This is a genomic window from Rhodococcus sp. 2H158, from assembly GCF_053764755.1.
On record NZ_JBSNCE010000042.1, the window covers coordinates 16,154 to 41,943 of the forward strand.

Annotated in this window: 23 protein-coding genes; 11 read left to right on the forward strand and 12 right to left on the reverse strand. The window is 72.4% G+C overall.

All coding sequences use genetic code 11. The features are described 5' to 3' along the window. The first annotated feature begins 181 nt into the window (after positions 1–181). Genes ACWPOB_RS26915 through ACWPOB_RS26935 form a run of 5 tightly spaced genes read left to right on the forward strand, consistent with a single transcriptional unit; the run spans position 182 to position 8,433 of the window. Positions 182–1,723 (forward strand): multicopper oxidase family protein, encoded by a 1,542-nt coding sequence (locus tag ACWPOB_RS26915; RefSeq protein ID WP_455402692.1) that lies wholly within the window; start codon positions 182–184, stop codon positions 1,721–1,723. Positions 1,724–1,733: 10 nt separating this feature from the next. Then, positions 1,734–2,651, forward strand: coding sequence for an ABC transporter ATP-binding protein (locus ACWPOB_RS26920; RefSeq protein WP_050035508.1), 918 nt, complete (start codon positions 1,734–1,736; stop codon positions 2,649–2,651). Further along, the gene (locus tag ACWPOB_RS26925; protein WP_455402693.1) at positions 2,648–4,231 is read left to right on the forward strand and encodes an ABC transporter permease; all 1,584 of its coding nucleotides are present in this window, start codon (positions 2,648–2,650) and stop codon (positions 4,229–4,231) included. Before ACWPOB_RS26920 ends, ACWPOB_RS26925 begins: the two co-directional genes overlap by 4 nt. A gap of 57 nt (positions 4,232–4,288) precedes the next feature. Beyond that, the gene (locus ACWPOB_RS26930) at positions 4,289–6,412 is read left to right on the forward strand and encodes an MMPL family transporter (RefSeq protein ID WP_455402694.1); all 2,124 of its coding nucleotides are present in this window, start codon (positions 4,289–4,291) and stop codon (positions 6,410–6,412) included. Between the two features lie 32 nt (positions 6,413–6,444). Next, positions 6,445–8,433, forward strand: a complete 1,989-nt coding sequence (locus ACWPOB_RS26935) for an SDR family oxidoreductase (RefSeq protein WP_455402695.1) — start codon at positions 6,445–6,447, stop codon at positions 8,431–8,433. Between the two features lie 60 nt (positions 8,434–8,493). Here the strand turns inward: ACWPOB_RS26935 and ACWPOB_RS26940 are convergent, their stop codons facing one another. From ACWPOB_RS26940 to ACWPOB_RS26960, 5 genes are all read right to left on the reverse strand, one after another. After that, a complete protein-coding gene (locus tag ACWPOB_RS26940; protein ID WP_455402696.1) occupies positions 8,494–9,378 on the reverse strand; it encodes a sucrase ferredoxin in 885 nt (294 codons plus the stop codon). Between the two features lie 22 nt (positions 9,379–9,400). After that, on the reverse strand, positions 9,401–9,976 hold the full coding sequence (locus ACWPOB_RS26945) for a YdeI/OmpD-associated family protein (protein ID WP_455402697.1): 576 nt from the start codon (positions 9,974–9,976) through the stop codon (positions 9,401–9,403). A 2-nt stretch (positions 9,977–9,978) separates the two neighbouring features. Further along, positions 9,979–10,500 (reverse strand): hypothetical protein, encoded by a 522-nt coding sequence (locus ACWPOB_RS26950; protein WP_455402698.1) that lies wholly within the window; start codon positions 10,498–10,500, stop codon positions 9,979–9,981. Between the two features lie 271 nt (positions 10,501–10,771). Then, on the reverse strand, positions 10,772–11,239 hold the full coding sequence (locus tag ACWPOB_RS26955; RefSeq protein WP_100058467.1) for a DIP1984 family protein: 468 nt from the start codon (positions 11,237–11,239) through the stop codon (positions 10,772–10,774). A gap of 29 nt (positions 11,240–11,268) precedes the next feature. Further along, positions 11,269–12,375: an HNH endonuclease gene (locus ACWPOB_RS26960; RefSeq protein WP_100058464.1), complete on the reverse strand. Its 1,107-nt coding sequence runs from the start codon at positions 12,373–12,375 to the stop codon at positions 11,269–11,271. 32 nt (positions 12,376–12,407) lie between these two features. Here ACWPOB_RS26960 and ACWPOB_RS26965 point away from each other — a divergent pair, with 32 nt between their 5' ends. Next, positions 12,408–12,710: a nucleoside triphosphate pyrophosphohydrolase gene (locus ACWPOB_RS26965; protein WP_100058465.1), complete on the forward strand. Its 303-nt coding sequence runs from the start codon at positions 12,408–12,410 to the stop codon at positions 12,708–12,710. Between the two features lie 89 nt (positions 12,711–12,799). Here ACWPOB_RS26965 and ACWPOB_RS26970 read toward each other — a convergent pair whose 3' ends face one another. The 3 genes from ACWPOB_RS26970 to ACWPOB_RS26980 are packed head-to-tail and all read right to left on the reverse strand — an operon-like array spanning position 12,800 to position 15,924. Next, positions 12,800–13,555, reverse strand: coding sequence for an alpha/beta fold hydrolase (locus tag ACWPOB_RS26970; protein ID WP_100058466.1), 756 nt, complete (start codon positions 13,553–13,555; stop codon positions 12,800–12,802). Between the two features lie 15 nt (positions 13,556–13,570). Beyond that, on the reverse strand, positions 13,571–15,139 hold the full coding sequence (locus tag ACWPOB_RS26975; RefSeq protein WP_455402699.1) for a DNA polymerase Y family protein: 1,569 nt from the start codon (positions 15,137–15,139) through the stop codon (positions 13,571–13,573). After that, a complete protein-coding gene (locus ACWPOB_RS26980) occupies positions 15,136–15,924 on the reverse strand; it encodes a hypothetical protein (RefSeq protein WP_455402700.1) in 789 nt (262 codons plus the stop codon). Before ACWPOB_RS26980 ends, ACWPOB_RS26975 begins: the two co-directional genes overlap by 4 nt. A gap of 164 nt (positions 15,925–16,088) precedes the next feature. Here ACWPOB_RS26980 and ACWPOB_RS26985 point away from each other — a divergent pair, with 164 nt between their 5' ends. Both ACWPOB_RS26985 and ACWPOB_RS26990 read left to right on the forward strand, forming a co-directional pair. Next, a complete protein-coding gene (locus ACWPOB_RS26985; RefSeq protein WP_455402701.1) occupies positions 16,089–17,279 on the forward strand; it encodes a serine/threonine-protein kinase in 1,191 nt (396 codons plus the stop codon). Between the two features lie 39 nt (positions 17,280–17,318). Further along, the gene (locus tag ACWPOB_RS26990; protein ID WP_455402702.1) at positions 17,319–18,380 is read left to right on the forward strand and encodes a DNA polymerase III subunit beta family protein; all 1,062 of its coding nucleotides are present in this window, start codon (positions 17,319–17,321) and stop codon (positions 18,378–18,380) included. A gap of 92 nt (positions 18,381–18,472) precedes the next feature. On the opposite strand, the gene ACWPOB_RS26995 is transcribed toward ACWPOB_RS26990, so the two are convergent. Next, positions 18,473–19,135, reverse strand: a complete 663-nt coding sequence (locus ACWPOB_RS26995) for a response regulator (RefSeq protein WP_006934956.1) — start codon at positions 19,133–19,135, stop codon at positions 18,473–18,475. Continuing rightward, positions 19,132–20,406, reverse strand: a complete 1,275-nt coding sequence (locus tag ACWPOB_RS27000; protein WP_455402703.1) for an ATP-binding protein — start codon at positions 20,404–20,406, stop codon at positions 19,132–19,134. The genes ACWPOB_RS26995 and ACWPOB_RS27000 overlap by 4 nt, the downstream gene beginning before the upstream one ends. Positions 20,407–20,539: 133 nt before the next feature. On the opposite strand from ACWPOB_RS27000, the gene ACWPOB_RS27005 reads away from it, so the two are divergent. Both ACWPOB_RS27005 and ACWPOB_RS27010 read left to right on the forward strand, forming a co-directional pair. Then, the gene (locus ACWPOB_RS27005; RefSeq protein ID WP_455402704.1) at positions 20,540–21,859 is read left to right on the forward strand and encodes a PspC domain-containing protein; all 1,320 of its coding nucleotides are present in this window, start codon (positions 20,540–20,542) and stop codon (positions 21,857–21,859) included. Then, the gene (locus tag ACWPOB_RS27010) at positions 21,852–22,085 is read left to right on the forward strand and encodes a hypothetical protein (RefSeq protein WP_006934962.1); all 234 of its coding nucleotides are present in this window, start codon (positions 21,852–21,854) and stop codon (positions 22,083–22,085) included. Before ACWPOB_RS27005 ends, ACWPOB_RS27010 begins: the two co-directional genes overlap by 8 nt. 60 nt (positions 22,086–22,145) lie before the next feature. Here the strand turns inward: ACWPOB_RS27010 and guaA are convergent, their stop codons facing one another. Further along, positions 22,146–23,717, reverse strand: coding sequence for a glutamine-hydrolyzing GMP synthase (guaA, locus tag ACWPOB_RS27015; protein WP_100058351.1), 1,572 nt, complete (start codon positions 23,715–23,717; stop codon positions 22,146–22,148). Between the two features lie 48 nt (positions 23,718–23,765). After that, positions 23,766–25,499, reverse strand: coding sequence for an FAD-dependent oxidoreductase (locus ACWPOB_RS27020; protein WP_100058350.1), 1,734 nt, complete (start codon positions 25,497–25,499; stop codon positions 23,766–23,768). A gap of 107 nt (positions 25,500–25,606) precedes the next feature. Here ACWPOB_RS27020 and ACWPOB_RS27025 point away from each other — a divergent pair. Then, a partial coding sequence (locus ACWPOB_RS27025; protein ID WP_455402706.1) for a hypothetical protein occupies positions 25,607–25,790 on the forward strand: 184 nt, incomplete at its 3' end.

Genomic DNA, 25,790 nt, shown 5'->3' on the forward strand with positions numbered 1-25,790 from the left:
CCTTCGGCCTCGAACCGGGAGGAACTCGCGACGAGAGGGCGGTTCCCGCGGCATCGGCCGAGTAGCACGCCCGGCAACCGCCCGCTCGTCGCAGGAACCTCCCGTTCGGTCCGCCGGGAGTACCCAGGCGCGCCGGTCCCTTCGGGGTTGTCCCCCATTCCGATTTCCGGTGTGCGCCCGGATGTGCGGCCGCGCCCGCCCCAGCAGTATCGATCTCGTGAAGCGGGTATTGCTGCAACTGTCCGGCGCCGTCGTCGCCGTGATCGTCGTCCTCACCGCGATCGCTGCCGGCGTCGTCGTGCACGCCTGGAACTCGACGGTGGTCGACACCACCGGGCAGGTCACCTTCGACCGTCCGCTGAACATCCCACCGCTCGCGGACAGCACGGTCACGCCCGACGGGGTCCGCGTGTTCGACCTGACCATGCAGCGGGGGACCACGGACATCGGTCGCGGTCCCGGTACCCGGACCTGGGGCGTGAACGGGTCGTACCTCGGGCCGACGCTGCGTGCCGGGCGCGGCGAGCAGGTGCGGGTGAACGTCACCAACGATCTCGGCGAGACCGGCACCCTGCACTGGCACGGCATGCACCTGCCGGCCGCGATGGACGGCGGCCCGCACCAGCCGATCGCCCCGGGGGCGACGTGGAGTCCGCAGTGGACGATCGACCAGCCCGCCGCGACGCTGTGGTATCACCCGCACCCGCACGGCGCCACCGCCGACCACGTCTATCGCGGGGTCGCCGGGATGTTCCTGCTCGACGACCCGGCCGGCGGCCCGTCCCTCCCCGATCGATACGGGATCGACGACATCCCACTCGTGGTGCAGGACAAGCGGTTCGACGGCGACCAGCTCGACACCGGCGGCGCGATGTTCGCCGCCGTCGGCCTCCTCGGCGACGAGATCGTCGTCAACGGCACCCCACGGCCCTACCTCGACGTCGCCACCGAGCGGGTCCGACTGCGGCTGCTGAACGCCTCCAACGCCCGCGTCTACAACTTCTCCTTCGACGCCGGCCTGCCGTTCCTGCTCATCGGCACCGACGGCGGCCTGCTCGAACGTCCGGCGCCGATGCGCCGCATCCAGCTCTCCCCCGGCGAGCGCGCCGAGATCGTCGTCGCGTTGCCCGCGGGCACGACGACCGTGCTCCGCAGCACGGCGCCGGACCTGGGCGCGGACTTCTGGCAGACCCGGTTCTCCGGCGGTGACGACGAGTTCGACGTCCTCGAACTGCGTGCCGCGCAGACCCTCGCGCCCAGCGCGCCGGTGCCCGGGGAACCGACCACCCACGAGGATCTCGGCACACCCACCGTCACGCGACGCATCGATCTCACCGGCTCCGGCACCATCGACGGCCGCGAAATGGACATGGCGCGCCTCGACCAGACCGTCGCCGCCGGCGCCACGGAGGTGTGGGAGGTCCGCAACAGCAGCGGCGCGATCCACAACTTCCACATCCACGGCACGAGCTTCCGCGTCCTCGGCGACGGCCATCCCGCGCTGTCCGGACCGAAGGACACCGTGTACATCGCGCCGGGGCACACCGTCCGGCTGCTGATGCGGTTCGCCGGCCGCCCCGGCCCGGCGACGCCGTACATGTACCACTGCCACCTGCTCCGGCACGAGGACAACGGCATGATGGGACAGTTCGTCGTCGTTGCCCCGGGCGAGGAGCCGAACGTGCCGCACGAACCGGCCGCCCACACCGCAGTCCACGAGTAGCGTTCGTCCCATGACGTCCGCGATCCGGATCGAGGGACTGGTCAAGCGATTCGGACGATTCACCGCGCTCGACGACCTCGATCTCGAGGTCGCCACCGGCGAGGTGCACGGCTTCCTCGGCCCCAACGGCGCCGGCAAGTCCACCACGCTGCGGGTCCTGCTGGGACTGCTCCGCCCCGACGCCGGGCACGTCGAACTGCTCGGTGGCGACCCCTGGCGCGACGTGGTGAGCCTGCACCGGCGGCTCGCCTACGTGCCCGGCGACGTGAGCCTGTGGCCCGGCATGACCGGCGGCGAGGCCGTCGACCTGCTCGGCCGGTTACGCGGCGGGCTCGACCGGCGCCGCCGCGCGGACCTGCTCGACCGGTTCGAACTCGATCCGACCAAGCGCGGCCGCACCTATTCGAAGGGCAACCGGCAGAAGGTCGCGCTCGTCGCGGCGCTGGCCTCGGACGTGGAGTTGTTGCTGCTCGACGAGCCGACCGCGGGACTCGATCCGCTCATGTCCGCGGTGTTCCACGACGAGATCGCCCGGGAGAAGCAGCGCGGGCGGACGGTGCTGCTGTCGAGCCACATTCTCAGCGAAGTCGAGGCGCTCGCCGACCGGATGAGCATCATCCGCGACGGCCGGGTCGTCGAGACCGGCACCCTCGAGGACATGCGCGCGGACCTGCGGTCCACGATCGACGCGGTCCTCGCCGCGCCCGTGGCCGACCCGACGGCGCTGACGGCGCTGCCCGGGATCCACGACGTGCGGATCGACGGCCCGCGCGTGCACTGCGCGGTCGAGCACGGCCGCGCCGGCCCGGTGCTCGCGGCGCTGGGCCGCTACGACATCCGCAGCGTCACCGTCTCGCCGCCGTCGCTCGAGGAGTTGTTCCTGCGGCACTATCACCGGCACGGCCGGGACGGGCAGGCCCCGACGTGACGGCATCGTTGACGGGGATGCGGCCGCTGCTGCGGGCCACCGCCGAGCAGGACCGCGGCAACGTCGCGCCGTGGATCGTGCTCATCACGGCGCTGTCGGTGTCGTCGGTCCTCGCCTACGGCTGGGTGTTCCCGGACGCGGCGAGCCGGCGCACCCTCGATGCCACGCTCGGCGCGAACCCGGCTCTGCGGGTCGTGTTCGGTCCGGCTCGCGACCTGACGTACGCGGACGGGTTCAACGCGTGGCGGGCCGGGGCGCTCGGCGCGTTCTTCGCGGCCCTGATGGCGATCCTGGCCGTCACCCGCAACAGCCGCGCGCACGAGGATTCAGGCCAGGCCGAGCTCATCGCCTCGGGCGTCGTCGGCCGCCAGGCCCGGCTGGCGACGGCCGTCGCCTGGGCGGCGCTGGCCTCCGTCGCGCTCGGTGTCGTCTGCGCGGGCGCGACGATCCTCGTCGGCGGCGGTGTCGCCAACTCGATCACGCTGGCCGCGACGTTCACCGCGTCCGGGCTGGTGTTCGGTGCGCTCGCGGCGGTCACCGCCCAGCTCGGCTCCTACGCCCCCACCGCCAATACCCTGGCGATCGGGATCCTCGGAGCCTGCCTGCTGATCCGCGCCTACGTCGACGTGACCACTCCGGACGGATGGGCGATCTGGACGACCCCGCTCGGCTGGGTGCAGCAGGTCCGTCCCGCGTCGGGAAACGACTGGTGGCCGCTGGCGGCCTGCCTGGCGCTGACGGCGGTGCTGCTGCTGGTCGCGTTCGTCGTGCAGGCGCGACGGGACTTCGGAGTCGGCGTGATCGCGCCGTCGCCCGGGCCTGCGGGGGGCGGCGCGGGGACGAGCGTGTGGGGCCTGGCGCTGCGGCTGCACCGTGGTGCTCTCGCCGCGTGGGCGACGGTGTTCGTGGCGCTCGGGGTGGTGTTCGGATTCATGTCCACCACGTTCGCCGATGTCTTCGCCGACAACCCGGCGCTCGGATCGTTGCTCGGGAGCGGCCGCGGCTCTCTCGTGTTCGGTTTCGTGGTGACGATGCTGCAGCTGATGGGCATCGTCGCCGCGGTGTTCGGGGTCCAGGTGATGATGCGGCTGCGCGCCGAGGAACTGGCGCTGCGGGTCGAACCGGTGCTGGCCGGGGCGCTGACCCGGACCCGGTACTTCGCGTCGCACGCCGGGATCGCGCTGCTCGCACCCGCGGCGGCGCTGCTCGTGGGCGCGACGCTGTTCGCGTACGTCTCGTCGGCGCGGGGTGGACAGATTCCGGCCGGGGATCTGATCCGGCAGGCACTCGCGACGATTCCGGCGGTGTGGGTGCTGGTCGGGCTGGCGGTCGCGGTGATCGGCGCCCGGCCCCAGGCGCGGATGCTCGGCTGGCTCGGTGTGGTCGCCGCGTTCGCGCTGACGATCCTGGGTCCGCTGTTCCGGTTGTGGAACTGGATCCTGGGGATCAGCCCGTTCCGGCACGTGCCGGTGGTGACGGCGGCGCCGCCGCAGTGGCTCGGGTTCGCCGTGCTCACCGCCGTGGCCGCGCTGTTCGTCGCGGCGGGGTTCGCGGGGTTCCGGCGCCGGGACGTCGGCTGAGGACCGACCCCCACTACAGTCGCGGAGCATCGGGTCTCACCGCGAACGGAGCACCGCATGAACCGTTGGGCCACATTCGTCGTCGACCGGCGCTGGTGGGTGCTCGGCTTGGCCGTCCTCGTCGTCGTGCTCGCCGGGGTCTGGGGCACCGGGGTGTTCGGGCGGCTCTCGCAGGGCGGGTTCTACGACCCCGGCAGCGAATCGGCCGAGGTGCAGCGCATCGTGGACGACAACTTCGGTCCGCAGACCGCCGACATCATCGCGATCTACACCCCGCCGCCCGGGCGCACCGTCGCCGACATCGGACCCGAGGTGACCGCGGTGCTCGACCGGTTCGCCGCCGAGGTTCCCACCCATGCGGTCAACTCCTACTGGTCGGCCGCGCCGCCGGCGAAGCAGCTGCTGCTGTCGAAGGACGGCGGCAGCGCGGCGGCGGCCGTCACCCTCGAGCCCGGCTCGGAGATCACCGTCACCACGTTCCAGGGCCTGCTGCCGAAGCTCGAGGTCCCCGGCGTCGACGCGCAGTTCGCGGGGAACTCGGTTGTCGGCGTCGCGTTCACCACCCGGCTCGAGCGCGATCTGTTGTTCGCGGAGGCGATTGCGCTGCCGGTGACGCTGGTGCTGCTGGTGTTCATCTTCGGCGGTCTCGTCGCGGCGGCGGTCCCGGTGTTCGTCGGGGTCCTCGCCGTCCTCAGTGCCCTGGCGACGCTGCGCCTGCTCACGATGTACACCGACGTGAGCTCCTTCGCGCTGAACGTCACGTCCCTCATCGGGCTGGGCCTGGCGATCGACTACGGGCTGTTCATCGTCAGCCGTTTCCGGGAGGAACTCGACTCGGGTGCCGACCCGGCCACCGCGACCCGTCGCACCGTGCTCACCGCGGGCCGCACGGTGATGTTCTCGGGGCTGCTGCTGATGTGCGCGTTCGCCGGAATGCTCGTCTTCCCGCAGGCGCTGCTGCGCTCGCTGGGCCTCGGCGCGATCGCCGCGGTGCTCAGCGCGGCGGTGCTCTCGCTCACCGCGATCCCCGCGCTGCTGGCGATACTCGGGCACCGGATCAACGCGCTGACGTGGCGGGAGGGCGCCGCGCGGCGGGGCGAGGCCCGGGCCCGGCGCTTCTGGGGGGCGGTGGTGACGAAGGTGATGCGCCGGCCGGCGCTGGTCGCGGTGACCATCACCGCCGGCCTGCTGCTGCTCGCCACGCCGCTGTTGCGCGCCTCCTTCGGGGAGATCGAGTACACGGCCTTGCCGGCGGGCGACCCGGCGCGTGCCGCCACCCAGACGCTGCTCGACGAATTCCCCTCCACCGGCAACGGCGTCACGCTCGTGCTGAGGGGCGACGAGGGCTCCGGACCCGCCCCGGCCGCGGTCACGTCGGTGTCCCGCGCGGCGGCGGACGTGGACGGCGTAGCGCAGACCGTCACCGTCGCCTCGCGGAACGACGTCGTGGTGCTGCAGGCGCTGTACGCACAGGGCGTGGAGGAGACGCCGCGGGCCGGCGAGATCGTCCGGGAACTGCGGGATCTGCCGCCCCCGCCGGGCACCGACCTACTCGTCGGTGGCGGCCGGGCGATGGTCGACGACAGCAACGCCGCGATAGCGCGGTCGATGCCGGCGATGATCGCGATCATGGTGCTCTCGACCCTCGTGCTGCTGTTCCTGGCATTCGGGTCCGTGGTGCTGCCGCTCAAGGCGGTGGCGATGGCGGGCCTGAGCCTGGCGGCCACGTTCGGCGTGCTCACCTGGGTGTTCCAGCTCGGGAACGGAGCGGAGGTGCTCGGCGTGACCCCCAGCCCGCTGGAGCCGAGCTTCGTGGTGCTGATCCTGGCGGTGGTGTTCGGCCTGTCCACCGACTACGAGGTGTTCCTCATGTCGCGCATGGTGGAGGCACGGGCCGCCGGGGCGAGCACGGAGGAGGCGGTGCGGTTCGGCACCGAACGCACCGGCCGGGTGGTGACCTCGGCGGCGCTGCTGCTGATCGTGGTGACCGGCGCCTTCACGATCTCGGGCCTGTCGATCATGCGGTTCCTGGGTGTGGGGATGATCCTCGCGCTGATCATCGACGCGACCGTGGTGCGGATGCTGCTGGTGCCGTCGCTGGTCAAGCTGATGGGCGAGGCGAACTGGTGGGCGCCGGCGTGGATGAAGCGGGCGCACGCGAAGGTCGGCATCGGACACTAGAATCCGTTCTTACCTTGCAGTAGGTTCGGGCCATGGCCACGTACCTCGTCACGGGCGGCACCGGCTTCCTCGGCACGCACGTGCTCGGGCGACTGCTCGCGACCCACCCGGACGCCGACGTCCATGTGCTGGTCCGGCCGGCGTCGCTGCCGAAGTTCGAGGCCCTCGCCGCGCGCCTGGAGGGTGCGACCCGGCTGCACCCGCTGCTCGGCGATCTCACCGAGCCGGGACTCGGACTCGAGGCCGCGACGATTCCGCCGGCCGAGCACGTCCTGCACCTCGGCGCCATCTACGACCTCACCGCCGGAGAGGAGCAGGCCGCCACGAACGTGGCGGGCACCCGCGCAGTGATCGCCCTCGCGGAGAAGCTGGGCGCGACCCTGCACCACGTCTCGTCCGTGGCCGTCGCCGGTGATCACCGCGGCACGTTCGCCGAGGACGACCTCGACCTGGGCCAGCACTTCCCGTCGCCCTATCACCGCACCAAGTTCGAGGCCGAGAAGGCGGTCCGGGCGAGCCGGGTGCGCCGGCGTATCTACCGGCCGTCCGCGATCGTGGGCAGCTCCACCACCGGCGAGATCGACAAGATCGACGGCCCCTACTACTTCTTTCCCGCCCTGGCCGCGCTGGCGGCGCTGCCGTCGCGGCTGCCGCTGGTCCTGCCCGACCTCGGCGACACCAACCTGGTGCCGGTCGACTACGTCGCGGCCGCAATCGTCGAACTGATGCATCGTCCCGGACTGGACGGGCGCACCTTCCACCTCGTCTCCCGCCCGCAACCGGTCCGCGAGGTGTTCGCGGCGCTGGCCGCCGCGGCCGGGGCCCCCGTTCCCGTCGCCGGCGTGCCCGGCGCGCTGGTACGTCCGCTGTTGTCGATCACCGCGCTTCCCGGCCTGAAGACCGCCCGACGCCTCGCACTGCGACGGACGGGCATCCCACCGGTCGTGTTCGGCCAGCTGACCTTCCCGAGCCGGTTCGCCGACCGCAGCACCCGGGAAGCCCTGCGCGGCAGCGGCATCACGCTGCCCGAGTTCGCCGGCTACGCCCCGGTGCTGTGGCGCTACTGGCGCGAGCACCTCGACCCCGACCGTGCCCGCCGCGACGATCCGCGTGGACCGCTCGTGGGACGGCACGTGCTGATCACCGGTGCCTCCTCGGGGATCGGACGGGCGAGCGCGATCGCCGCGGCCCGCGAGGGTGCCGTGGTCTTCGCCCTCGCCCGTCGCGCCGAGGAACTCGACGCGGTCGTCGCCGCGATCCGCGCGGGCGGCGGCAGCGCGTACGCGTATCCGTGTGACCTCACCGACTCGGCGGCGGTGGAGCGCACCGTGCAGGCGGTCCTCGCCGAGCACGACCACATCGACATGCTCGTCAACAACGCGGGACGCTCCATCCGGCGCGGGCTGTACCACTCGACGGACCGGCTGCACGACTTCGAACGCACCATGGCGGTCAACTACTTCGGTGCGGTGCGGTTGACCCTGGCCCTGGTGCCGCACATGCGCGCACGGCGGTTCGGGCACATCGTGAACATCAGCACCGCCGGGGTGCAGGCCCGCACCCCGCGATACGCCGCGTACATCGCCTCGAAGTCCGCGCTCGAGGGGTTCGCCGACGTCGCCGCCTCCGAAACCCGGGACGACGGAATCACTTTCACCACCATTCACATGCCGCTCGTGCGCACCCCCATGATCGAGCCCAGCGGGGCGTACAACCCGGGTCCGGCGATCAGCCCGGAGGACGCCGCGCGGATGGTGGTCCGGGCCCTCGTCGAACGGCCCAAGCGCATCGACGTGCCGATCGGCACCCTCGGCGAGCTCGGCGGCATCTTCGCGCCGGGCCTGCGGGACCGGATGTTCTCGCTCTACTACCACGCCTACCCCGACGCACCCGCCGCGCGCGGCGAGCAGTGCGCCTCCGCCGACGCACCCCCGCAGCCGCGGGCGCTGCCCCGTCCGGTGCTGCCGAACCCTGCGGTGCTGCGCCGGATCGGCCGGCTGCTGCCCGGCGTGCACTGGTGAGGCGGCTGCGCCGCCGGTGTGTCCTTCGGGGGGCCGGAGCTGACCGAAGGACAAACCGCACTAGAGCGCAGTTGTCTCCGTCGCTATCAGCGGTCGCACCGGCTTCGGATCGGCGCCGCAGCTGACCGGACGCGGCGGCAACTGCCGGGTCTCGACCCGCACGCGCCAGCGGCGACCGTCGCGGTGCCGCACCACCGTTCCGGCGTCGCCCTCGTCGACGACGAGCGCGTCCGCATCCGCGGGCACCTGCCCCCGCACGGCGATCTCGGCGACCTGCCCGGCCGCGGACCAGCTGCTGCGCCCCCGCAACCCCGGCAGATACACCTCGCCGCGAGCGGCGGCCGCCACGGCGTCCCGGCTCTGCGCGAGGTCGAGCCGGCCGTAGGTGTAGCCCGTGGGCAGCAGGATCAGCGACGGGGCGAAGCGGTGCCCGCCGGTGTGCGAACACTCCCACACGTCGTCGCCGAACTCCGCAGCCAGCGCCGCCGCCACGGGGCGCCCCAGCACGGCGCAGCACCGGTCCCGTTTGCCGTGGGCGCACACCAGCGCGACGGGCCGGTCCTGCGCACGGCCGAGGCCGGGCGCCGGGCCGGCGACGACGCGCGGGATCAGGTCGAGCAGTTCCTTCGGCTCCCCGACCTCCAGCCGCTCGCACCAGCTGCCGCCCGGATCGGAGCGGGCCAGGAGCACGGTGCGGCCGTCGCCGCGGCGGGCGGTGTCACGACCGGGCCGCCGGACGAACAGGAACCGCACTCCGGCGGCGTCGGCCGCGGCCGAGATCTCGCCGGCGAGGCCGGGGCCGAGAGCGGTGCCGTCGAGGACGTCGCGCCCCCAGCCGGACGGCATCTCGAGGCACACCCAGCCGGGGGCCGTCGCCGCGGTGCCGGGCAGGGGCTCGTCCAGCGCGGAGGCCGCCGAGCAGGCAGGAGGAAAGGCAAGGCTCACCCGCCCATTGTGTCCGTCCGGGCTAGTCGTGGAAGCGGCGGCCCTCCGCGAGCTGCTGCACGAAGGCCTCGATGCGGCGTGCCCGGGTCTCCGGGCGCTTCGCGGCCTGCAGCCGGTACACGATCGCGTACCGGTTGCGGCCGTCGAGCGTGCCGTAGAAGGCCTGCGCCGCGGGATTGCCCGCGAGGGCGTCGAGGAAGTCCTGCGGCACCTGCGCGGTCGCCTGGCCGGCATAGGCGCGCTCCCAGCGGCCGTCGGCGCGGGCGCGGGCGACCTCGGCGGCCCCGGCCGCCGCGAGCCGGCCCTCTGCCTCGAACCGTTCGGCGAGCGCCCGGTTGCGCTGCGACCAGGGGCTGCGGGCCCGGCGCGGGGTGATGCGCTGCAGCCGGAAGTCGTCGTCGAGCCTGCGTGCCTGGCTGTCGATCCAGCCGTGGCACAGCAGTTCCTCGACCACCTCGGCGTAGGTCACCGACGGATGCGCCGATCCCTTCTTGGCGAGCTTGACCCAGATACCGGGCGAGTCGGTGTGGTGCTCACGCAGCCAGGCGGCGAAGGACTCCCGGTCCGGGAAGTACTCGACGGGCAACTCGTCGGCCATGATCATCTCCCCAGCCGGCGCAGGCCCGCCCGCGTCCACAGGCCCAGGAAACCCTGGGACAGGTAGGCGAGAGAGCCGAGCGCGAGCACCCACTTGACGGTGCTGACCGTCGTCGCCGCCCGGACGGTGGTGTCGGTGATGCGGTCACGGTGGTCGAGCAGATACAGGCCCGCGGCGTTCTCGACGTAGTCCGCCGCCGCGGCCACCGCCGGAGCGACGGCGAGGACCAGGCGGATGCGCGCGGGCATGGGCCGGTGCTCGGCGAGCGATCGCGCACCGGCCTGCAGCGCGATGGCAAAGGTCAAGGGATGCACCAGATCCCAGTAGTAGTGCCGGCGATACCGCGGGGCGGTGTCCGCGTCGAGTCCGTCGAGAACGTTGCGGTATGTCGCCGCGGAGAAGGCGGTCTGGATCCGTCCCACCGCCGGCGCGGCGGGACCGAGCACGCGGGCGATATTGGCCTGCGACACCACGAATACCGCGGCGGCGGCCAACAGTCGACGGTCGGACGCGGTCCATGTCATGCGGCGATCCTAGCGGCTGCGCCGCAGCACGAGCGCCCTGTCGGGCCGACGGCTCGTGGGTGCCCCGTTCCCGCCCTCCCCGACTCGGATCAGCACGTGGTGATGAACTGTGCCGGCGTGCACCGTGCCCTCGTGCGTCGTGCAGGGCTGCCCTGTGTGCGGGAGTCGAACCCGCGGCGCTGCCCTCCGCGCGCCTGAGGATACAAAAAGGTCGATTCACCGCGACCCACGGCGTGTGCTCGCTTCCGATTCGGGTACCCGCTGCCCACGATCACTCGTCGATCAGATCAACCTCCCAGTTCACGCGCTGGATCTCCACGTCCACCTGCCGGATCCGGCGGGCCAGGTCGTCGGCGGTGCGCCGCAGGTCCCGGACCGACAGCGCCGAGACGTATGCCAGTTCGGACCGGAGTTGTCGCCCGTATCGGTCCCTGCTGCCCGAGGCCGCGTCCGCGGCGGCGGTCAGCGCACGGTGCCGTGCCTGCAAGGCGTCCCGTTCGGCCAGCGCGTCGGTGAGGGTGCGGTCGCCGACGCGGGTGGCGGTGTTCGTCTTGTTGATCCGAGCGATCAGCAGCGCATGCCGATCGATGGCGTCGGTGAGTTGGTCGAGGAGCTCGCCGGCATTCTCGGCGGGCTCCTCGCCCTCCTGGTACCGGGCGTTGGCCACGATCCGGGTGCCGAGCTGTTCGATCCGCCGTTTCAGCTCGCCTCGTTCGGCGAGTGCCTCTGCCAGCCGCATGGCGTCGAATCGTAGACGACCGGTCGTGTTCATGTGAACCCGGTTTCCGGCACCGTCGAGACCACCCAGCCGGGCGGAAATACCGTGTCCCACGTTCCGGTCCGCGAACGGCCTTGCCACGTCGGCGTGCCCGGGGGTGAGCTGCGGTACAGGCCGCGGGCGGCGGCAAGAGTGCGGTCGTACTGGGTCGGCCAGCCGATGTCGGCGGCGAGCTGCTCGAGGACGGTGCGATCTCGGCTCAACGCCCGCTCGGTGTGTGCCAGCGCGGGCAGCGAGTCCCGCTTGTCGGTGTTGCAACCTCCGCAGGCGAGTACGAGATTCGCCAGCCCGTCGAGGGGCACCCGGGACCACGGTAGCACGTGGTCAACCGGATCACTGTCGGAAAGCCTTGTGGTGCAGTAGAAGCAACGCGCTCCGAAGGCCTCGCCAAGCGCCACTCGCGGCTTCGTGAGCGAGACGCGGTCACGGCCGAACAGGTGCCCCGCGATGTCGGGAACGTCCTCGTCGAGAAAGGCGTTGTAGCGGCGCACGTCCTGAACCCACAGGATCTCCAGTGTCGGGGTGAGCAGACCGGACAGGCGGGCCAGCGCCGCCGCGACCCCCGGAAACAGGCGGATTACGCCACCGTGCCGGGCAATCGCCGCTCGGGTGATTCCGGAGTGCAACCAGGAGTCGTCGTAGAGGAACGGTTCGCCACGTCCGCCCGGCAGCCGCTGCAGCCGGTACAGCGGTTGCTGCGCGAGTGTGAGCGCGACCTCCGCGACGGTCTCGCGGTACAAGTCGGGCATCCGCAGCCTCGCGATGGACAGGCCGACCACCCCGCCGGCGTTCGCCGCGCCGCGCAGCACCTCCACCGCCGCCAGGATCCGAGCCTTCGGCTGCGAGGACTGGCGCAACCGGTGCCCGTCGAACGGACGGACCTGGGGCCAGTACAGGTCGATCACCCGCTCGGCCAGGGCGTCGATCGGCACGTCGAGTGCCGCGGCCGGGTCCGCCGGCAGATGTTCGACGCAGAAGCCGACGAGTGCCGAAAGGGTCGCAAGCTTGTAAGTGGCGGTCCGGGCACCGGTCTCGAGGACGGCGACGACGCGCTGACCGAGCGCGAGGGCGTCCGTGGGTGGTCCGGTACCGTCCACCCCGCCACGGTAGCGCAGCGGGAGGAATCATGATGGGCAAGCTGGTCCGCGACCGGATTCCCGACATCATCGAGGCCGACGGCCGGGTGGCGCGCACCCGTGTACTCGATCGGGACGAGTACCGCAGCGCCCTGCTCGACAAGCTGGTCGAGGAAGCACACGAGCTGCGGGAGGCGCACAACGGCGACGAGCGGCTCGGCGAACTCGCCGACGTGCACGAGGTGTTCACGTCCCTGCTCGCCGCATTCGGGATCGCCGCCGACGAGGTGGCTGCCGCGGCCACCGCCAAGCGCGCCGAGCGCGGCGGCTTCGATCGCCGCATCTGGCTGGAATAGCGTCGGTACACCGGCAACAGGTTCCGGACGGCGACAACCGTCGCGACGGTTGTCGCCGTCCGGAAGCTCTGTCGTTGCGGAACGAGTGCTCAGGCGAGGAAGGGCAGCACGGCGGCCTCGAACTCGCGGTGCCGATCGCGGTGGATGCTGTGACCGCAGGTGAAGTCGTGGACCGCGACGTCGCCGAGGACGTCCACCGCGGCCTCGAGCCGGGTCGGATCGACCATGCTGCCCGGCCCGCCCCGCAGGATCATCGTCGGTGCGGTGATCCGCGGAAGATGTTCCCACCACCGCGGATTCGGCGCGCGGAACTGGGTGAGCGCCGAGCCGGTCATGGAGCGGTCGAAGGCGAACGTCGCGCGCGGATTACGCAGCAGGCTCGTCGAGGCGTGCCACAGCTCGGCCGGCGACGGCAGGCGCCCGCCGAGCACCTGCGGCGGATCGCCCGGGCGCAGCGGCAGCGGCGCCTCCTCGAGCACCAGGCGCCGCACCAGGCCCGGGCGCTGCTGCGCGACGAGGGATCCGGTGTGCCCGCCGAGGGAATGCCCGACGAGGTCGACCGTCTCGAGGCCCAGGTGTTCGCAGAGCCCGAGCACGTCGGCGCCGAACTCGTCGAAGCGGTAGGACGCGGCGCGAGCGCTGCGCCCGTGGCCGCGCAGGTCCACCGCGACGACCCGCCGGCCGGCCGCGAGCAGGGACCGGGCGAACCGGTCCCACGTGCGTCCGTCGCCGCCCATCCCGTGCACCAGCATCACCGGCACCGGGTGGTGGCCCGTCCTGGGAGCCGAATCCCGGTAGGCGATCGCCACACCGTTCGGCGCGGCCGTCAGCACACTAGTCTCCACGTCAACCGAGGGTACTCACTCGTAGACGCCCTCCACATGCCAGCGGTCGCCGACGTGGATCACCAGCAGGGCCCGGGACTCCTCGAGCCGCACCTGCAGCCGCGCCGCCGCCCGTGCCGCGGCCGGGTCCCACCAGTACTCGTCCACCGGCCACGGCCCGGCCCAGGCGTGCACCCGCCAGCTGCGGCTGCCCCAGCTCAGCCGGACGGGATCGCCGCTGAGCAGACCGCGCTCGGTCACCGTCACCGGGGTGCCCGACGCGTCCTCGAGCGCGATCGGGGGCAGGGTGGTGAGCACCACCGCCGGGGCGGGCGGGGGCAGCCGACCCGGCCACGGCGCCGACGGATCCGTCGCCGGCACCCGCTCCTCCCCCAGCGGCACAAGGGTCACCCGTTCCAGTGGGCCACGTCCGCCGCTGAGCACCCCCACGAGCACGGCTTCGCCACCGAGCAGTCCCTGCACCCGCACCAGGGCGCGCCGGGCCCGTTCGTCCTCGTCGCCGACCCCACCCCACAGGCCCAGCTGGAGCGCCCCCGCCGCCACCACCTCCACCGGTTCGAGCCGCAGCAGCACGATCCCGGCGGTGGGGCGGGCCGCGCTGTGCCCGGTGAGCCAGCCGTCGAGCTGCCAGCGCACCCGGTCGGCGGTGCCGTCCGGGGTCAGCGGTTCGGCGCAGCGCCACGTCCGGGCCAGCTCCTCACCGTTGCCGGTGCGGGCGGCCACCAGCAGCCGGGTGCAGGCCACCCCCGCCGCGGCCAGCCGGGTGTGCAGCAGCGCGGCAAGCGCCCGGCCGGCGAAGGCGGCCGAGTCGACCCGTTCGAGCGGCGGATCGCAGGGGCGCTCCACCACCAGATCGGGCGGCAGGGCACGACCGGACGGCGGTCGCTGCGGCCGTGCCCGTGCGCTGCGGTGCGCGGCGACGGCGTCCGCACCGAAGCGGGAGGCGACGTCGGCCGGCGACAGCGCGGCGAACGCCCCGATCGTGCGCAGACCGAGCCGTTTCAGCAGGTCCACCAGGTCGACGCGGTCCGGCGCGGCCAGGGACGGCTCCACGCAGATCTCCGAAATATTGAGGGGTGCAAGGAATTCCTCGTCCCCGCCGGGTGGGACGAGGCGGGCGTGGCGGGCGGCGAGCACCGCGGTGAACAGCTCGTCGGCGATGCCGACCTGGCATTCGACGCCGGTGGCGGCCACCTCGTCGAGCAGCCGCTCGGCCGCCGCCTCCTCGGAACCGAACCAGCGCACGACGCCGCGTGCAGCGAGCACCACCAGACCGGGGCGCAGCACCTCCACGCCGGGTGCCGCCGCGTCGATCGCCGCCACCACCGGCTCGAACAACCGGGCGTCGCGGTCCGGATCATCCTGGGCGACATACAAATCCGGGCACCGAGCCTGGGCCTCGCGTCGACGCAGGCCCCGTCGCACGCCGGCGGCCCGGGCCGGCACGGAACAGGCCGCCACGCGGTTGGCCGAGATCACCGCCACCGGCGCCGTGGGCGGCAGGTCGGCAGCCGCGGCGGCGGCGATCGCCGGCCAGTCCGGGCACCACAGGGCCACCACCCGGGCCGGACCGGATTCGCTCACCGCGCCACCTCGGCCGGGCGGGGCGCACTCCCCACCCGCGCCGGTTCGCCGGGCCGCCACTCCACTCCGGTTCGCCCGGCACACAAGTCTATTCGCGCCGCACGGGGCTGGAAGGCACGGCCCTGCGCGCGCACGGAAAGCCCGGTGCCGCACAGCCTGCCCCGGGCCGGGGCCGACAGTCCCCGGTAGCCGTGCACCGCAGCCTCGAGCCGCACGTGCGCTCCGTCCCACCGGCCGTCGGTGACCACCAGGGCCGCGCCCTTGCTGCGGGCCCGCGCGACCACCGCCCGGGTCCGCGACGGCGGCACCACGGCGCCCCCGAGGCCGAGGACGACGAGGTCCATGCCGTCGAGCAGGACGGCGGCCACCTCCACCGGATCCGGTCCGGGCTCGGGGATCAGCGCAATCCGGCTCAGTTCGGCCCCCATCTCGGCGGCGGCGAGCAGGCCGAGGCGGCGATGACCGACGACGGCGGCGTGCCCACCGGCGGCGGTGGCCGAGGCCAGCACACCGATCAGCAAAGACATTGCCCCGGAGAAACTTACGACGGATCCTCGGACCAGGCCACCGTCCGGGAGCAGCCGTGCGAGCGGCTCGGGCACCGGAAGCAGCCGGTCGACCGGCACCGGGGACGCCGCGGGCTCGGCGGGGCCGGGACGAGCGCTCTCCCCTCTCGCAGGAATCGCGGCGATCTGCCGCCGCAACGCCTCGAGCCGTTCCTGCCGGGGGAGCCCCGCCGGGGCCTGCGACCCGCCCTCGACCGGAAACTCGGCCACCTCACCCACACGAACTCCCCTCACCCTGCGCCGGCCGCGTATAGCACGGCCCACCGACAAACCGCGGGGAAGACGCGATTGTTCGAACACGTATTCGAACAGGTTCAGTAGACCCGACGCCGGGGGCGCCCGTCAAGCGATGGCCCACCGTGGCATCCACTACCCTCGTCAAGGTGGCGGAACAGGAGCGAGCGGCAAGCGTCGTCGGCCCGGATCAGCTGGTGGCCGGACGTTATCGGCTCGTCTCCAAACTCGGCGGCGGTGGCATGGGCGCGGTCTGGCTCGCGCACGACACCCTGCTCGACCGGGACGTGGCCGTCAAGCAGGTCACCTCGACCGTGGGCCTGCCCACGGAGGCCGCCGAGGAGATCCGCCGCCGCACGCTGCGCGAGGGCCGGATCGCCGCCCGCCTCACCCACGAGCACGCCATCTCGATGTACGACGTCGCCCTCCACTCCGGCGAGCCGTGGCTCGTCATGGAGCATCTGCCCTCCCGCAGCCTCGCCCAGGTGATGAACATCGCCGACACCCTGCCGCCGCTCGAGGTGGCGCAGATCGGCACACACATCGCCGACGCGCTCGCCGCCGCCCACACCGCCGGGATCGTGCACCGCGACATCAAGCCGGGCAACATCCTCGTCGCCGAGCGCGGCCGCGAGCTGGGCACCGTGAAGATCAGCGACTTCGGCATCGCCCGCGCCAAGGGCGACCACGACCGCTCCGGCGTGATCACCGGTACCCCCGCCTTCTTCGCACCCGAGGTCGCCCGCGGCAGCGATCCCACCGAGGCCAGCGACGTCTTCTCCCTCGGCGCGACCCTCTACACCGCGATCGAGGGTCAGCCACCGTTCGGCATCGACCCCGACTCGATCGCCCTGCTGCACCGCGTCGCCCGCGCCGAGATCATCCCGCCGACCCGGACGGGCCCGCTGACCGACGTCCTCCTCGCGATGCTGGAACCGGACCCCGCCCGCCGCCCGACCATGGAGCAGGCCCGGGACCGTCTCGCCGCGGTCGCCTTCGGTCCCGACGCCGATCCGGCACTGCTCCGCGGCCGGCCGATCCTGTCCGCCGACGGCACCGTCCCCGTGTGGGCGCGGCGCACCACGACCCTCGTCGGTTCCCGGCGCACGGCGGGCACCGGCGGCACCCTCACCGGGTTGCCCGCCGCTCCCCAGCCCACGCCGCTGCGGGGCGTGCCCCGCCCCGCGGAGCTGCTGCGCCGGCTGCGGCCCACCGGTCCCCCGCCGCGCACCCCGCAGGAGAAGATCGTGGCGTTCGCGCCGATGGCGATGGCGGTCATGGTGGCCGTGCTCGTTCTCGCGCTGATCGTGGCCCTGATCATCGCGGTCGCCGTGAGCTGAGCTTGACCTTCGGGTCGGCCGAAGCTCGATGATGGGGCCGTGACCACCTCCCCAGACCTGATCACGATCGGCACCATGGCCCGGCTCAGCGGGCTCACTCCGGGAGCGCTGCGGTTCTACGGCGACTGCCGGCTGCTCGTGCCCGCCGTGGTCGATCCCGTCACCGGCTACCGGTACTACACGGTCGACCAGCGCGAACGAGCGGTGACGATCCGTCAGCTCCGCGAACTCGACGTCTCGCTCGACGACGTCGGCCGGATCCTCGACGGCGATGCCGAGTCCGGTGCCGCGCTGCTCGACGAACACGTCGCCGAGCTGCATCGCCGAGCCGAGCGCGCGACCCGGCTGGCCTCCGCCGTCAAGGCCCGCCTCGTGGCGCCGCCGGCGATCGTCGTGCCGGGCCGGCTCCTCGCCGACACCGTCGAACGCGTCCTTCCGTCCATCGCCACGGATTCGGAAATTCCTTGTCTGACAGGAATTCTCGTGGAGGTGGACGCCGGGGCGGTGGTCCTGACGGCGACGAACCGTTACCGGCTGACCACCGGCTCGGTGACGGCCGAGGCCCGCACCGGGGACCCGTTCCGCACCGTCGCCGACGGCTCCGCGCTCCGCGGGACCGCCGCGTGGCTGCGGGAACACGAGAACGTCGGCCTGGCCCTCGACGACGACTCGGGCGCGCTCACCCTCACCGGCGCGGACGGCGAGCGGCACAGCTGCCCGGCCGTCGGGGGCACCTTCCCCGACTACGGCAGCATGCTCGTCGCCCTCGACCCGCCGGTCACGCGGGTGATCGTGCACCGCGACGCCCTGGCCGGGGCCGTGCGCGACGCCGCGGCCGGCACGATCGACCTGCGCGTGCGGGCGGCGGCACTCACCGTCGGCCACCGGGGGCGCGACCGCGTGCTGCCCGCCGACGTCACCGGCGCCGACCTGGATCTCTCCTTCGACCGGGACGGGCTGGGAGCCGCCCTCGACACCGCCGTCGGCCCGGAGGTGCTGCTGGACATCGCCTCCGACGACCGGCCCGTCGTGATCCGTTCCGCCGCCGCCGGCGACCTGACCACCCTGGCCATGCCCGTCCGCCGAGAGGAACACCCGTGACCGCGACCCGATCATGACCGCCGTCGCCGGGGCGATGACCGCGGCGCTTGCGGCCGGCTCGACCGAGCGGCTGCCCACGCACTGAACTCCGGTCAGTCGATCCGCCGCCGGTGCGCCCACCGGGTGAGCGCATTGCGGTTGGACTGCTGGGTCTTGCGCAGCACGTTCGACGCGTGCGTCTCGACGGTCTTGACCGAGATCACCAGTTCCTCGGCGATCTCGCGGTAGGTGTAGCCGCGCGCCAGCAGGCGCAGCACCTCGAGCTCCCGCGGGGTGAGCGAATCGAGTTCGGGGTCGAGCGGCGGCTCGGGGACGCTCGAGCGGCCGGTGAACGAGTCCAGGACGAACCCGGCCAGGCGCGGGCTGAACACCGCGTCCCCGCCGGCGACGCGGCGCACCGCGTCGGCCAGCTCGGCCCCCGAGATGGTCTTGGTGACGTAGCCGCGGGCGCCGGCCCGGATCACCGCGATGACGTCCTCGGCGGCGTCGGAAACGCTCAGCGCCAGGCACACCGGGCCCTCGGTGATCCGCCCGAGCACCGCCACCCCGCCCCCGTCGGGCATGTGGACGTCGAGCAGGACCACGTCGGGGCGGGTGGCGTCGATTCCCGCGACCGCCTCCGCGACGGTGCCGGCCTCGCCGACGACCTCCATGTCGCTCTCCCGGCCGAGTTCGGCGCGCACCCCCGACCGGAACACGGCATGGTCGTCGACCAGGAACACACGGAAACGGCGGGAGGCGTCGAGTGACGTCAAGTGGGCTGCTCCTCTGGATGGGCGTCGGTGCCCTCCCACTCTAGGGTCGTCGTCCGCTCCGGTCCGGCACCGGCACGGGGCATGTGGATGCGGATCTCCGTGCCCTTGCCCGGGTTCGAGCGCACACCGACCCGGCCGCCGCGACGCTCCACACGACCCCGGATCGAACGGGCCAGGCCCTGCCGGTCCTCCGGCACCGCGGATTCGTCGAAGCCGACGCCACGGTCCCGGACGAAGACGCTCACCTGCTCGGGTTCGACCTCGACGAACAGGTCCACGCTGTCCACCCGCGCGTGCTTGGCCGCGTTGACCAGTGCCTCCCGGGTGGCGCCCAGCAGGGCGGTGAACGACTCGGCGGTCAGGTCCTCGTCGTCGCCGGGCACCACGTCGCCGACGATCACCGGCGCCACCGAGACCCCGTACTGGTCCTCCACCTCGCCGGCGATGGTGCGCAGCGCCTCGGCCAGGCTGGTGTGCGGGGTCTCGCCGCCGCCGAACAGCCAGCGGCGCAGCTCGCGTTCCTGGCTGCGCGCCAGGCGCAGCACCTCCTGCGAGTTGTCGGCCTGCTTCTGGATCAGGGCGAGCGTCTGCAGCACCGAATCGTGCAGGTGCGACGCGATCTCCTCGCGTTCCTCGTTGCGGACGCGGGCGGCGCGTTCCTCCTCGAGCGCGCGCCACATCCGCACCCACAGCGGCACCGACAGCAGGCCGGCCCCGACCAGCGTCACCAGCACCGCCAGCACCGACGAGCGCAGGGCCGCCACGTCGACCTGGGCGAGGATCACGACACCGAGCCCGATCACGATGAGCGAGGCGCCGCCGACCACCCGCGCCCAGGTCAGCACCGTCGGCCGGGCGGGCAGGCCCAGCACCGAACGCGGTCCCTCGGCGTCGAACTCGCGCCAGACCAGCGCGGCGCCCACCGCCACCACGACGACGGGCGCGATCACCGAGCCCACGCCGCCGTTGAGCAGCCACGAGAGCCCCACGGCCAGGCCCAGTCCGATGACCGCCAGGCCCAGGGCCCGGCGCCGCTCGGTGGGCGACGGCGGTTCGGTGTCCGAGCCCTGCGGCGTGAGCGCCCACAGCAACCCGTAGGCGACGATGCCGAGGCCGGCGAGCGCCGCCAGGACCGTGAACGCCACCCGCACCTTGAGCACGTCGACCCCGAGGTGGTCGGCGAGACCACCGGCCACGCCGCCCACGACCCGGCCGCCGACCCGGCGCTCGAGGCGGGGGGTGGGCAGGTGCGGGTAGGGAACCGGCTGCATACCTTCGATACTGGCACGCGCACCCCGCCCCGGGCATCGGGGACGAACCCTGAGCCGACGGCCGCGCGCAGCCGCAGAATTCAGGGTCGGTCCCTGATGTGCGGCGGGGCGGCGGTCGAGAAGGATGTGCAGCATGAACACGCGAAGCTTCCCCGAGCAGCTCTCGGACATGTGGCGCACCCGTCCCGTCCGGCTGCCACGGCAGGGCCACGTCGCCGGGGTGTGCGCGGGCATCGGCGTGCGGTACGACGTGGATCCGGTGCTGATCCGCGTGGCGTTCGTGGTGTCCACGTTCTTCGGCGGCGCCGGCCTGGTGCTGTATCTGGCGTGCTGGCTGCTGCTGCCGCGCTACGGCGATCAGGTCTCCCCCGCCGAGTCCCTCGTCGGCCGGGGGCACAGCTCCGAATCGAGCACCAAGGCCGTGGTGCTGCTGGTGGTGCTGGCGGTCGCGGCCAGCGCCTTCGGCCCGATGGGCCCCGGGGTCGGCGGTTCCGGGTTCGTGAGCATGGTGCTGATGCTCGGCGGCCTGTGGCTGCTGTACCAGCGCCGGCCCGAACCCCCGGCGCTGCCCGGGGCGCCGCAGCTGTTCCCACAGAACCCCTTCCAGGCCCCGTTCCAGCAGAGCCAGTACCAGCAGGCACCCTTCGCGCAGCACACCGCCGCCACCGGGCCCGCGCCGGCGGATCCGAACTTCTGGACGAAGCCGGAACCGGACTCGCCCCGGGCCGCCGGCGCGGAGTCCCCCGAGGCGAACCCGGAGCCCCCGCAGGATCCGTTGCTGCAGCGCCCGACGCCGCCGTCCTGGGATCCGCTCGGCGTCGCACCGTTCGCCTGGGACCTGCCCGAGCCGGCGCCCGCGCCGTCGGTCGTGCCGGCGAAACAGCCCCGCTCACGGCTGACCACGACGGTGCTGGGCCTGGCGGTGCTCGCCGCGGCGGCCGCCGGCGCGGTGGCCTCCGCGGGTGAGGTCGCCTGGCTCACACCGGCGCGGATCGGCGCGATCGCGCTCGCAGTGATCGGACTCGGCCTGCTGTTCGGGGCGTTCCTGCACCGCGGCTACGGACTGCTGGTGGTGACGGGCCCGCTGCTCGGGTTCGTGGTGCTGGCCTCGCTCGTCGGGCCGATCGACACCTCGTCGTGGGGGGAACAGCTGTACTCGCCCCGCACCGCCGCGGAACTGCAGCCGGCGTACGCGGTGCAGATGGGCGCTCTGCAACTGGACCTGCGCGGGCTCGAACTCACCGAGGACGAGACCGTCACCGTCGAGACCCGCTTCGGTGCCACCGAGATCATGCTGCCGAAGAACCTCGACGTCGACGTCGTCTGCACCGAGCGGGCCTCGAATCCGTGCACGATGCAGGGCCTCGACGGCGGCGACGACGGCGTCGGCGGACCGGTCCTGACCCTGAACCTCGACACCGCATTCGGCAACTCGGAGGTGCGCCGTGGCTGACTTCGACACCGACCCCACCGACCCCACGACCGGCACCCGCCGGCGGGGCCCGTCGATCCTGATGCTGCTGTCCGCGATCGCGGCGCTGGCGGTCAGCGGGTGGGCGCTGATCGGGCCGTTCTCCCTCGAGCCGCTCGCGAACGTCGAATTCCGCTGGCTGCTCGTCGCGCTCGCCGTCGTCGTCGGCGCGGCCCTGGTGTTCGCGCCGGGCAAGAAGAAGCGCTGACACCCCTGCCCCGGAACGCACTGCGCCCTTCGGATCGGATCCGAAGGGCGCAGCCGCGTCTCACTCCCACTCGATGGTGCCCGGCGGCTTGCTCGTGACGTCGAGGACGACACGGTTGACGTCGGGGACCTCGTTGGTGATGCGGGTGGAGATCCGCTCGAGGGTCTCGTACGGCAGGCGGGTCCAGTCCGCGGTCATCGCGTCCTCGCTGGAGACCGGGCGCAGCACGATCGGGTGGCCGTAGGTGCGGCCGTCGCCCTGCACGCCCACGCTGCGCACGTCGGCGAGCAGCACCACCGGGCACTGCCAGATCTGGCCGTCGAGGCCGGCCGCCGTGAGTTCCTCTCGGGCGATGGAGTCGGCGCGGCGCAGGATCGCGAGGCGTTCGCCTGTGACCTCACCGATGATGCGGATGCCCAGGCCCGGTCCGGGGAAGGGCTGGCGGCCGACGATCTCCTCGGGCAGGCCGAGTTCGCGGCCCACCGCCCGCACCTCGTCCTTGAACAGCAGGCGCAGCGGCTCGACCAGCGCGAACTGCAGATCCTCGGGCAGACCACCGACGTTGTGGTGGCTCTTGATGTTGGCGGTGCCGGTGCCGCCGCCGGACTCGACGACGTCCGGGTACAGGGTGCCCTGGACCAGGAACTCGACGGTCTCGCCGTGGGCGGCGTTCTCGCCGAGCACCTCCGACACGGCGCCCTCGAAGCTGCGGATGAACTCGCGGCCGATGATCTTGCGCTTGGTCTCCGGATCCGTCACGCCGGCCAGTTCCCGCAGGAAGGTCTCGGCGGCGTCCACCGTGACGAGCCGGGCCCCCGTCGCGGCGACGAAGTCCTTCTCGACCTGCTGCCGCTCACCTTCGCGCATCAGGCCGTGGTCGACGAACACACAGGTCAGGCGGTCGCCGATGGCGCGCTGCACCAGGGCCGCGGCCACCGCGGAATCCACCCCGCCGGACAGGCCGCAGATGGCACGGCCGTCACCGACCTGCTCGCGGATCTGCTCGATCAGGGCCTCGGCGATGTTCGCGGCCGTCCAGGCGGCGGGGATTCCGGCGATGTCGTGCAGGAACCGGCTGAGCACCTGCTGGCCGTGCGGGGAATGCAGCACCTCGGGGTGGTACTGCACGCCGGCGAGACGGCGCGCGCGGTCCTCGAACGCGGCGACGGGAGCGCCGGCACTGGTGGCGGTCACCTCGAAGCCGGCCGGCGCGGCGGTGACCCCGTCGCCGTGGCTCATCCACACCGGCTGCGTCGCGGGCAGGCCGTCGTGCAGGACACCGCCGGTGACGGACATCTCGGTGCGCCCGTACTCGCGGTTGCCGGTGTGCGCGACGGTGCCGCCGAGCGCCTGGGCCATGGCCTGGAAGCCGTAGCAGATGCCGAATACCGGGACGTCCAGATCGAACAGCTTCGGGTCGAGTTGCGGCGCCCCGTCGGCGTAAACGCTGGAGGGGCCGCCGGAGAGCACCACGGCGAGCGGCTCACGGGCCGCGATCTCCTCCACCGTCGTGGTGTGCGGCACGACCTCGGAGTAGACCTTCGCTTCGCGGACGCGGCGGGCGATCAGCTGCGCGTACTGGGCTCCGAAGTCGACGACGAGGACCGGCCTGGACTGCTGGGTTTGCGACACCCGAACAGTCTAGAGGCCCGGTCCTCGTCCAACGAACGGCGGTTCGGGTCAGGCGACGCCGGAGGTGGAGCCGCTGCGGACCTCGACGATCGGCAGCGACAACGTGCCCGGAGCGCCCGCGGGCACCACCGGCTTCTTCGGGGCGATCGGGTCCAGCCGACGGTAGCTTTCACCCTGGGCGGGGCGCAGGTCCTGCTCCCCCTTGTTCGGCCACAGCGCAGCCGCGCGCTCGGCCTGCGCGGCGATCGTCAGCGACGGGTTGACCCCGAGATTCGCCGAGACGGCGGCTCCGTCGACGACGCTCAGCGTCGGGTATCCGTACACGCGGTGGTACGGGTCGATGACGCCGTGCTCGGGGTCGGTCCCGATCACGCAGCCGCCGAGGAAGTGTGCGGTGAGCGGGATGTTGAAGATCTCCCCCCAGGTGCCGCCGGGGACGCCGTCGATCTTCTCGGCGATGCGGCGGGTGGCCTCGTTGCCGACGGGAATCCACGTCGGGTTGGGGTGCCCGTGGCCCTGCCGGCTGGTGACCTTGCGGCGGCCGAGCAGGCCCTTCTTGGTGTAGGTGACGATCGAGTTGTCCAGGTTCTGCATGACCAGGGCGATGATGGTGCGCTCGCTCCAGTCCTTGACGCTGAGCATCCTCCCCATCTGGACGGGGTTCTTCGCGGCCTGGCCGAGGAACTTCAGCCACCGCGGGACGCGGCCGCCGCCGTCGGTCATCAGGGTCTGCAGCAGCCCCATCGCGTTGGAGCCCTTGCCGTAGCGGACGGGTTCGATGTGGGTGTCCGCGGTGGGATGGAACGACGAGGTGATCGCCACCCCGCGGGTGAGGTCGAGTTCCGGATCGACGCGCATCTTGCCGGCACCGACGATCGATTCGGAGTTGGTGCGGGTCAGGTGCCCGAGCCGGTCGGACAGCTGCGGCAGGCCGCCGGTGTCCTTGAGGTGGTGCAGCAGGTGCTGGGTGCCCCAGGTGCCGGCGGCCAGCACCACGTGCCCGGCGGTGTAGGTGCGACGGTTCTTCCGCTTCCATGCGCCGGTGCGCTCGGTATCGACGTCCCATGTGCCGTCGGCGGCCTGGCGCAGGCCGGTGACCGTGGTGAGGGGGACGATCTCGGCGCCGGCGCGTTCGGCGAGCCCGAGGTAGTTCTTCAGCAGTGTGTTCTTGGCACCGTGCCGGCAACCGGTCATGCACTCGCCGCATTCGATGCAGCCCGTGCGGTCGGGGCCGACACCACCGAAGTACGGGTCGGCGACGGTGCGGCCGGGCTCACCGAAGTACACGCCCACCGGGGTCTGGATGAAGGTGTCCCCGACGCCCATGTCCTCGGCGACGGACTTGACGATTTCGTCGGCGGGGGTCATGTGGGGGTTCTGCACCACGCCGAGCATGCGACGGGCCTGGTCGTAGAACGGGCTGAGCTCGTCGTTCCAATCGGTGATGTGCGCCCACTGGCTGTCCTGGAAGAACGGGGCAGGCGGCTTGTAGAGAGTGTTGGCGTAGTTGAGGGATCCGCCGCCGACCCCGGCGCCGGCGAGGATGAGGACGTCGTGCAGCAGATGGATCCGCTGGATGCCGAAGCACCCCAGCTTGGGCGCCCACAGGAAGCGCTTGAGATCCCAGCTGGTCTTGGCGAAGTCCGCATCGGCGAAGCGCCGGCCGGCCTCGAGGATGCCGACCTTGTACCCCTTCTCCACGAGCCGCAGGGCCGTCACACTTCCGCCGAACCCCGATCCGACGATGAGGACGTCGTAGTCCGTCGCGCGCTGCTCACCCACCGAAACACCTCCATGACGCTGGTTGTTACTCACCAGTATGCACAGACTCGCTGTGACCACTGCCACAAGGGTGCCCTAACTGTAACCTCAGGTTCCAGAAACTGCAGGTGGGCGCCGAAAACGGCTGTGGCCGAATGTCACATCACGTCGATCGGATCGAAGCGATGATGCTCCTATGTTCCGTCAAGGGGTTTTGGGGTTCCGGTGGTGGTGAGCAGGCGGAAGACTTCGCGGGCAACGGCACGTTTGAGGCAGCGGATGATCTCGCGGGTGCTTTTGCCTTCCGCGGTG